Origin of the sequence: Aneurinibacillus danicus, assembly GCF_007991215.1 — a bacterium.
In the GTDB taxonomy this organism is placed as follows: domain Bacteria; phylum Bacillota; class Bacilli; order Aneurinibacillales; family Aneurinibacillaceae; genus Aneurinibacillus; species Aneurinibacillus danicus.
In genome coordinates this window covers 1-7,977 of sequence record NZ_BJXX01000222.1, presented here as the reverse complement: position 1 = coordinate 7,977, position 7,977 = coordinate 1, and the positions used below count along the sequence as shown (strand labels likewise).

Below are 7,977 nucleotides of genomic sequence, written 5' to 3'. Positions count from 1 at the left end.
CCCTAAGTAGCATTGTTTTTCCTCCAATTTCAGTTTTTTATTTCTTCTTTATAGCATCCCCTTTAAAGTTCATTTGTTTATTTTATATATTTTATACTTCTTTTTCAAATGGATGGTGTAGTCATGTTTATCCCATTAAACATGCTAACCCATTTTCTGTCGTATAAGCTTTTTGTGAGAAAATATTTTGCTCCCATCGACTGAGTCTGCTATTTCCGCCGGTAGAGGAGTGGTGCACAGTATAAACAGATAATTAATTTGGGAATAATTTTAATTAATAATATGAAAATTCGGCGTAATGGATAATTATGATGTTAAGAGAGGGATCGTATGGAGAAAGTTAGAAAAATAAACCCAAGTAAGAGTATTCATTTTAGGGGAAAGCAATCAAGCTTAAAAAATGATCAGATGATTCATTGGAAAAGTTTACTGGAGCGAGATTATATTCGTCTTTTGGAATTTGATCCTACTGTTATCTGCTATGAATCTCAACCATTGGTTATTGACTATGCTTATAGAGGTAAAATTTACAAATATTATCCCGACTTTAAAATCATTACTACGGATCATAGAGCTAGACTAGTGGAGGTAAAGCCTTTGAAGTTTATTAATAAACCTGAAAATAGGGTGAAGTTTGAGGTTGGGAAACGATATTGTGAGCAGCATGGATGGACTTTTCAAGTTGTAACAGAAGAACAAATTCGTCCAGGGTTTTTGCAGTATAATCTGTGTAAAATAAGAAAGATTCCGAAAGTATTAATATCAAAATCAATATGTCTTCAAATATTAAAGAATCTAGCTAAGCAGGGGATATGTACAATACAAGAATTGAGGGAAGCATGTAATGAAATTGAAGAAAGTTCCTTTTTTCGTTGCTTTTATTTTTTGATTTATCACCATAAGATTATTACAGATTTGGTTAATGAAAAACTATCGGTGAATTCTTTGGTTGCACTTGCTAAAAGTGAGGTGACATACTGATGGGGAAATATGGATTTGAACATGGAACGTACTTCATGGTTAATCAAGTCGAATATATTGTTCGCAAAAGTGACATAAGGGATGTTGTAGTTGAAAATATCTCTTATAAAAAAATAGAAACATGGTCTAGAAAAGGGTTAGAAAGCCTTTGGGAAAAAGGAAAATTAGTTTTTCGCATAAAGGGCACTCTTCGAAAAGAGAAGATCCCCATAAGAAAACAGCCTCACAAGAACTTTGATAGATATTGTTATTGTACTAAATTTCATATTCCTGCTTTATGGTGCGTGTAAAAATTGGTTTGTTTTACATGCTTAAAAGGGAAGACCGGTGAAAGTCCGGCGCGGTCCCGCCACTGTGAACGAGGAGCGACTCTTACATAAGCCACTGTTCTATCCTGATGGAATGGGAAGGCAAAGAGAAGCAAAGATCCGTAAGCCAGGAGACCTGCCATGAAGAACAGCACTGTAAAACCACGAGGATGGGGAGGTGTTCAACAGATGGATGTATCCTGACTTTACGTTGATCGTATAGGGAGCAAGCATCTTATTTGAGCATCTTTTCTTTACGAAGAGATGCTTTTTTGTGTGCAAAAGGAGGATGAAACTGTGTACGAATTATTCAGGGAAGGTATGCGGGTAGAGCGATTTGATGGTATGAAGGGACAAATCCTTAGCATGCATGAACTTTTTTTTATTGTATTATGGGAAAATCATCAAGTGGAAGAACACTTTCTTAATGATTTACCCCCGTACTATCTCTATCCCATTGATTGTAAAAATTAAAAATGAAAGTAGAGATGCTTATGCTGAATAAAAGTAGGGATATTACATTGCTTTCTTTGTTTTCAGCACAAAAACTATTGTATCCATTTCACTCGGATTTATCATGTTTCGGTGAACCGGATAAACAACGTTCGCGTTTACAAAGGATACTTTCAGATGACCAAACACAAATTTGTATCGCTATTCATCAAGAGGAAGTAGTTGGATATGTTACACTTTTGCCACCAGAACCGGAAGAGCGCTGGTCTTCACTGTCTTATGTTCGGGTGATGGGAGCGTTGGAGGTAGCTTCTATCTATCGCCGCCGCCATATTGCCTGCGCAATTTTGCAGCGTTTATTTCATGATGCCAAAGATATTGAAAAACAAATTGTGCTTGCTTTCGCATATTACTGGCACTGGGATTTGAATCATAGTGAACTGGGTGTATATGAGTATAAGAGAATGCTAAAGCGGTTACTTATATCAGCAGGGATGGAAGAGGTATATACGGATGAGCCTGATGTTCATGCGCATTCCGCCAATTTTTCTATGGCACGTATTGGACGCAACCTTTCAACTGAACATATGCAGCGGTTTTTTTACACGTTAAACCCTCGGATATGGTGACTATAAGATTCATACGCATATGTGTTATTGCAAATTCCATTTGTTGAAGAAATGGCCGACATCATTGAACATGGGTTACACGGTGTTGACATAATAATGTTGTATAATGTTAAAAATCACATAGGAATAGTTGGAGTTGACTGGACCACCAGAGACCCCTAAAATTATGCATTTTTCAGAGTATGAGAAATTTGATCTGAAAAAGGCATATTTTTGGAGGTCTTTTTTCTTTGGGCGTAGCCAGCGATTAATGGAGGTGAAATGATAAGCAAAATTGGGCAGATGAACGATAATTTCCAGTTCACAATACTGATCCACGTAAAATACAAAGGGGGGCGGGAAACATGTCTACCACAAATGTGAGAAGCACTGAGAAGTTGAAAAAAATTAAGTATGCTTTCCCTTTCTCTTATAAAAAAGGCTCCTATAGCAACCTTATGATAAAATTTGGCACACCTTTGATTCTATTACTGCTCTGGGAATTTCTCAGCGTGCGCGGGTTCATCAGCACTACCGTTTTGCCGGCTCCTTCAGTGATTGGAACAACCTTTCTGGATTTGCTGCTGACAGGAGAAATTTTCGTACATGTCGGCACCAGCTTTCTACGAATTATTCAGGGGTTTGTTATTGGTGGTTCTTTAGGAGTTATTGTTGGGATTCTCACAGGACTGAATAAAAAATTCGAGCAAGCGATTTCGCTGATTACCGGCCTGTTGCGTCCCATTCCCATGATGGCCTGGGTGCCTGTTCTCATTCTCTGGATGGGAATCGATGAGGCTTCCAAAATAACGTTAATTATTATCGCCAGTTTTTGGCCGACGCTTATTAATGTAGTAGACGGAATTAAGAATACGGATCAGAAGTATCTGGAAGTGGCACAAATTCTTGAAAAAAAGAAGACAACCCTTATACTCAGGGTCATTCTGCCTTCCGCGTTTCCTTCCATTTTTACGGGCTTGCGTCTTGGAATGGATATGGCGTGGAGAAGTGTAGTAGGCGCCGAATTGATAGCCGCTTCCTCCGGTATCGGCTACATGATTTCGTACGCCAGGGAGCTTTCGCAAACGGATGTAATGCTTGCCGGTGTCTTATGCATTGGTATTATCGGACTGCTGCTTGATGTCGTACTGAAAAAAATTCAGGCGCATGTTATCAAGTGGAATGTAAATTATTTCAAATAAAAGGGGGAGAGAAAAGATATGACGTACGCGGTCGACGCAAGTGGATTTCTGGATATTGAACAGGTGTATAAGAGTTTTGTGCTCGATACCGGAACGGTGGATGTTCTTCACAACATCAATGTAAGGGTAAAACCGGGGGAATTCATTTGCATTGTTGGGGCCAGCGGTTGCGGAAAAAGTACGTTGCTTCGAATTATTGCCGGATTGGACCGGGAGTATGAAGGCAGGGTGTCCATGAAGAATGAACCGGTTCGTGGACCAGGCGTGGACCGCGGCATGGTTTTTCAAGAATCACGCCTCTACCCCTGGCTGACTGTAGAGAAGAATATAGCTTTCGGCGTCCAGGAAGGAGTTTCGGTACGAGACAGGGAGAGACTGGTGGAAGAGCATATGGAACTGGTGGGGCTTAGCGAGTTCTCCAAAGCCTATCCGCATCAACTTTCCGGTGGCATGCAGCAAAGAGCAAGCATTGCCAGAGCACTGGTAAATAAACCGGAAGTATTGTTATTAGATGAACCTTTCGGAGCGCTTGATGCTATAACGAAGATTCATATGCAGCAGGAAGTTCTCCGAATATGGGAAAAGGAAAAAACCACCATGATACTGGTTACCCATGATATTGATGAAGCCATCTATTTGGCTGATAGAGTGGTTGTGATGTCAAGTCGTCCCGGAACCATTAAAAAGATTGTTCCGATCAATCTGCCGAGGCCCCGGGATCGCAGCAGCTATGATTTCATGCAAATACGCAAATCGATTTACCATGAATTTTTTACACAACAAGATCAACCATTTGTTTATAGCATATAGTCATACATCATTGCTGGGGGGATTGAAATGAAAAAGATACACGCCGTTTGGTTGAGTATAATTGTGCTGCTAACTATGCTTGTTGTTGGATGCAGCCAGGGGACAGCTACAGACAATCTGCAAAGTTCAGCAGCGAAAGAGCAGGAAGGAAGCAAGGAAAAGGTAACGACGATTCGGTTCGGACATACTACCGTTCCTTCTATGCTTGCAGTAGCAAAAGAACAGGGATGGCTAGAAGAAGAATTCAAGAAGGATGGAATCAAGATAGAGTATGAGAAATTTTTAGCCGGTCCGCCTCTTATCGAAGCATTCGCAGGTGGAAGACTGGATTTTGGTCAGGTGGGTGATCAGCCGGCGATTCAGGCAAGAGCCAACAATATTCATATCAAGGCTGTCGGCGTTTATTCATCGGGTTCAAAGAGCATAGGGCTAGTAATTCCAACGGGTTCACAAATCAAATCATTTAAAGAACTAAAAGGAAAAAAGATAGGAGTGACGGTAGGTTCTGTAGGTCATCGACTGCTTTATGCGTATTTGAAAGAAAACGGAATGTCTCCAAAGGATATTCAACAGATTAATTTAGCGCCTGCCGATATCAAACTTGCTATAGAACAGAAGAATATTGATGCCGCCGTTACATACGAACCCTGGATTTCCACGATCGAACACAAACAAATTGGACATCAGATAGCGGATGCAACGGGCCTTTTAAACAACTATAGTCTTTATATCGTTTCCGAATCTTTTGCAAAAGAACATCCGGACATTGTGAAAAGAGTGTTAAAAGTGTTAGATAAGGCGGAAAAATGGAGCAGGGAAAATCCGGAAAAAACAATTGAATACCTGTCCAAAGTATATGGAACAGACAGGGAAATTCTCGTCAAATCCACACCGAGGATAAACTATGATATACGTTTAACGACTGAAGCTGTCCAATCTATCAAAGATACGGCCGCCGCTTTAAAAGAAAGTAAAGTAATTCGGAAAGATGTAAATGTAGACGACTTAGTCGATGCAAGCTTTTTGAAAAGCATCGGTGTTCAATAATATCAAAAATGGCCTGGAGGAGGAAAATAAAATGGCTCAAAATTATTCTGATATTGAATTCGGCTGGTTTATTCCGGTGCGTGGAGATGGCAAGTATGTAGGAGTAGAACCGGAACGCAAACCAACCATGGAGTATTTAATTGAAGTAGCGAAGGCTGCCGAAGACGCCGGTTTTCGTTTCGCCCTAATTCCAACTGGAAGAGCGTGCGTGGATTCATGGATTATCGGAACAATCGTAGCCTCTCATACGAAAAGCCTCCGTCCTTTAATCGCTATGCGGCCAGGACTGATTGCTCCCGTCATCGCTGCCCGAATGGGAGCGTCGCTTGATGTGGCATCCGGCGGCCGGGCAATGTTTAATATTGTCACCGGACATTCCGCTCAAGACTTAAAAGAGACGGGAGATCCTCTATACGATGCACATGATGAAAGATATGAACGAACGGATGAGTTTCTACAAATTGTAAGAGGACTATGGGAGAAATCAAAGGGGCCCGGCTATTCCGAATTTTCGATTGGCAAACAGCAGAGCCAGGATGAAGATAAGCTTGACTTCAGCGGTAAATATTACGATTTAGAAGGAGCGATTAGTTATCCGGCAGTTGTTCAGCATCCGCATCCCCCCATTTATTTCGGGGGAAGCTCGGCCATCGGAAAAAGGGTGGCGGTTGAACATGCAGATGTGTATCTGATGTGGGCAGAGCCAGTGGAATGGATTAAAGAGCAAATCGATGAAGTGGAAGGATACCGTGCTGAATTGAAGCAGCAAAAGGGGATCGACCGGCCGTTGCGGTATGGATTACGTGTCCATGTACTGGTAAGAGAAACCGAAGAAGAAGCATGGGATGCGGCTTGGGAAATTATCAGCAAGATAGATCAGACAACAATAGAGAAAGCCGACAAAAAATTCTCCACATTTGAGGCGGTAGGGCAGAAACGGCAAAATCAACTGCGGGCGGCTTCAAGAGAAAAAGACTATAAGGTCGGTCCCAATCTCTGGTCAGGATTGTCCCTGGTTCGTGATGGCGGAAGTTTGCTTCTCGTAGGAACACCTGAGCAACTGACCGAACGATTTTTGGAATATATCGATGTCGGAATTTCTACATTTATTTTATCGGGGTACCCGCATCTGGAAGAAGCCACAATTACAGGACGTCTCTTGTTGCCGTTGCTTCAGGAAAAAATAGCTGAAAGGGTCAATGTATCATTAAATGGCAGGGTATAGCTTATAACAACCACTGTGGAAAACTCGCGTTTTTACAGTGGTTGTTATTTTTTTGTCTTGCATCCTTAGATGAAGAATTTCTCTTTGACACAGGCAGGTGCAGACAAGTGTTGGGTTCCTGCCTTTATTCAAGGTTTCTTAATACGTATTATTTTCTGTTCTAGGGGGGTCAATCATATCTGCAACAGCAAGATAAATATTTGGTGGATACTCGGCAATCCGATGGCATAAATACAGGTACCATTCCTTTCCATACGTTAAGTATACCCTTGTTTTATAGCCGTCATCTTTTAACTGTTTTATTAAATCCGGTCTAATGCCATAAAGCATTTCCACTTCAACATTGGGGTTGTTAAGATAACCCAATTTGCTTATTTGATTAATCAACTTTTCATCATGGGTAGCGATTGAAATGGGGTGATTCGCTGCTATCCAGAACAACTTGTTATCACATCAGGTGCGACTCAAGCTTTGTCTCTTGTGGCAAAACTCCTTCTTACTAAAGGTGATGAAGTATGTATTGAGGACCCCGTTACCCATGAAATCCAAACTATTTTTCAACAGCCAGGCGCATCCCTTTATCCAGTTCCGGTAGATGAATTCGGAATCATGACGGATATGTTACCTTCGAATAAGAACCCAAAGTTTATTTTTGTTACACCATCTCATCAGTTTCCGCTCGGAGGTACGTTGCCGATTCAAAGAAGAATCCAATTGATTCATTATGCGAGGGAAGCAGGGGCATATATTGTGGAGGATGACTATGATAGTGAATTTCGTTATGCAGGACCTCCCGTTAGTTCGTTACAGGGATTGGAACCAGAACGTGTCATTTATATCGGGACATTTAGCAAAATATTATCTCCGGCGTTACGAATCGGATATTTGATTTTGCCGCAGGATTTAATTCACCGTTGCCGGGAACTCAAATGGTTTCATGACCTTCATAGTCCAACTCTGGAACAATTAACGCTGGCTATGTTTATTAAGGAAGGACATTTAGAACAACATATTAGAAAAATGAAAAGAGTATATCGGAAACGTCGTGAGACCCTTATTCATTGCTTGAATGATTCTTTTCCAAAAAAGTTAAAAATTTTTGGGGATTCCACCGGATTGCATCTGGTTGCGGCATTTGACAATGTTCAATTTTCTGATTCAATGCTGCACAAATTAGAGGAATCTCATCTTCGTGTCTATCCCGTTGAAAAGCACGCTATAAACAAGGGGAGACACAGAAACAAAATTATACTGGGATATAGTAATTTATCACCCGATGAAATTAAAGAAGGAATACGCAGACTCACGATATGTGTTTAGTCCTTTGCAAAAACATAGTCTAT

General features: G+C 40.9%; 8 protein-coding genes, 2 pseudogenes and 1 riboswitch. Of the genes and pseudogenes, 9 read left to right on the top strand and 1 reads right to left on the bottom strand.

All coding sequences use genetic code 11. From position 1 onward, the window contains the following. Window positions 1-330: 330 nt before the first annotated feature. From ADA01nite_RS20880 to ADA01nite_RS20855, 8 genes are all read left to right on the top strand, one after another. Window positions 331-981, top strand: coding sequence for a TnsA endonuclease N-terminal domain-containing protein (locus ADA01nite_RS20880; protein ID WP_146812366.1), 651 nt, complete (start codon window positions 331-333; stop codon window positions 979-981). Then, on the top strand, window positions 981-1,271 hold the full coding sequence (locus ADA01nite_RS22345) for a hypothetical protein (RefSeq protein ID WP_170230409.1): 291 nt from the start codon (window positions 981-983) through the stop codon (window positions 1,269-1,271). The genes ADA01nite_RS20880 and ADA01nite_RS22345 overlap by 1 nt, the downstream gene beginning before the upstream one ends. Then, window positions 1,243-1,447: riboswitch (cobalamin riboswitch) on the top strand. Its footprint overlaps the gene before it by 29 nt. A 139-nt stretch (window positions 1,448-1,586) precedes the next feature. Beyond that, the gene (locus tag ADA01nite_RS22340) at window positions 1,587-1,763 is read left to right on the top strand and encodes a hypothetical protein (RefSeq protein ID WP_170230408.1); all 177 of its coding nucleotides are present in this window, start codon (window positions 1,587-1,589) and stop codon (window positions 1,761-1,763) included. Between the two features lie 20 nt (window positions 1,764-1,783). Further along, window positions 1,784-2,371: a GNAT family N-acetyltransferase gene (locus ADA01nite_RS20875; RefSeq protein WP_146812365.1), complete on the top strand. Its 588-nt coding sequence runs from the start codon at window positions 1,784-1,786 to the stop codon at window positions 2,369-2,371. Window positions 2,372-2,715: 344 nt separating this feature from the next. Beyond that, the gene (locus ADA01nite_RS20870) at window positions 2,716-3,552 is read left to right on the top strand and encodes an ABC transporter permease (RefSeq protein ID WP_146812364.1); all 837 of its coding nucleotides are present in this window, start codon (window positions 2,716-2,718) and stop codon (window positions 3,550-3,552) included. Between the two features lie 18 nt (window positions 3,553-3,570). After that, the gene (locus ADA01nite_RS20865; protein WP_146812363.1) at window positions 3,571-4,362 is read left to right on the top strand and encodes an ABC transporter ATP-binding protein; all 792 of its coding nucleotides are present in this window, start codon (window positions 3,571-3,573) and stop codon (window positions 4,360-4,362) included. Between the two features lie 27 nt (window positions 4,363-4,389). Beyond that, window positions 4,390-5,409 (top strand): ABC transporter substrate-binding protein, encoded by a 1,020-nt coding sequence (locus tag ADA01nite_RS20860; RefSeq protein ID WP_146812362.1) that lies wholly within the window; start codon window positions 4,390-4,392, stop codon window positions 5,407-5,409. A 31-nt stretch (window positions 5,410-5,440) separates the two neighbouring features. After that, window positions 5,441-6,634 carry an LLM class flavin-dependent oxidoreductase gene (locus tag ADA01nite_RS20855; protein WP_146812361.1) on the top strand — a complete coding sequence of 398 codons (1,194 nt, stop codon included), beginning with the start codon at window positions 5,441-5,443 and terminating at the stop codon, window positions 6,632-6,634. A 138-nt stretch (window positions 6,635-6,772) separates the two neighbouring features. Here ADA01nite_RS20855 and ADA01nite_RS22760 read toward each other — a convergent pair. Further along, a pseudogene (locus ADA01nite_RS22760) lies at window positions 6,773-7,066 on the bottom strand (proline dehydrogenase family protein); the annotation flags it as partial. On the opposite strand from ADA01nite_RS22760, the pseudogene ADA01nite_RS20850 reads away from it, so the two are divergent. Continuing rightward, window positions 7,055-7,954 (top strand): annotated as a pseudogene (locus tag ADA01nite_RS20850) (aminotransferase-like domain-containing protein); the annotation flags it as partial. The pseudogenes ADA01nite_RS22760 and ADA01nite_RS20850 sit on opposite strands and share 12 nt — an antisense overlap. Window positions 7,955-7,977 lie beyond the last annotated feature (23 nt).

What these genes read in the sequence shown, in the direction of transcription:
- ADA01nite_RS22345 (WP_170230409.1), top strand. Translation starts at nt 981, where the DNA reads ATGGGGAAATATGGATTTGAACATGGAACGTACTTCATGGTTAATCAA.
- ADA01nite_RS20870 (WP_146812364.1), top strand. Translation starts at nt 2,716, where the DNA reads ATGTCTACCACAAATGTGAGAAGCACTGAGAAGTTGAAAAAAATTAAG.
- ADA01nite_RS20865 (WP_146812363.1), top strand. Translation starts at nt 3,571, where the DNA reads ATGACGTACGCGGTCGACGCAAGTGGATTTCTGGATATTGAACAGGTG.
- ADA01nite_RS20880 (WP_146812366.1), top strand. Translation starts at nt 331, where the DNA reads ATGGAGAAAGTTAGAAAAATAAACCCAAGTAAGAGTATTCATTTTAGG.
- ADA01nite_RS20860 (WP_146812362.1), top strand. Translation starts at nt 4,390, where the DNA reads ATGAAAAAGATACACGCCGTTTGGTTGAGTATAATTGTGCTGCTAACT.
- ADA01nite_RS20855 (WP_146812361.1), top strand. Translation starts at nt 5,441, where the DNA reads ATGGCTCAAAATTATTCTGATATTGAATTCGGCTGGTTTATTCCGGTG.
- ADA01nite_RS20875 (WP_146812365.1), top strand. Translation starts at nt 1,784, where the DNA reads ATGCTGAATAAAAGTAGGGATATTACATTGCTTTCTTTGTTTTCAGCA.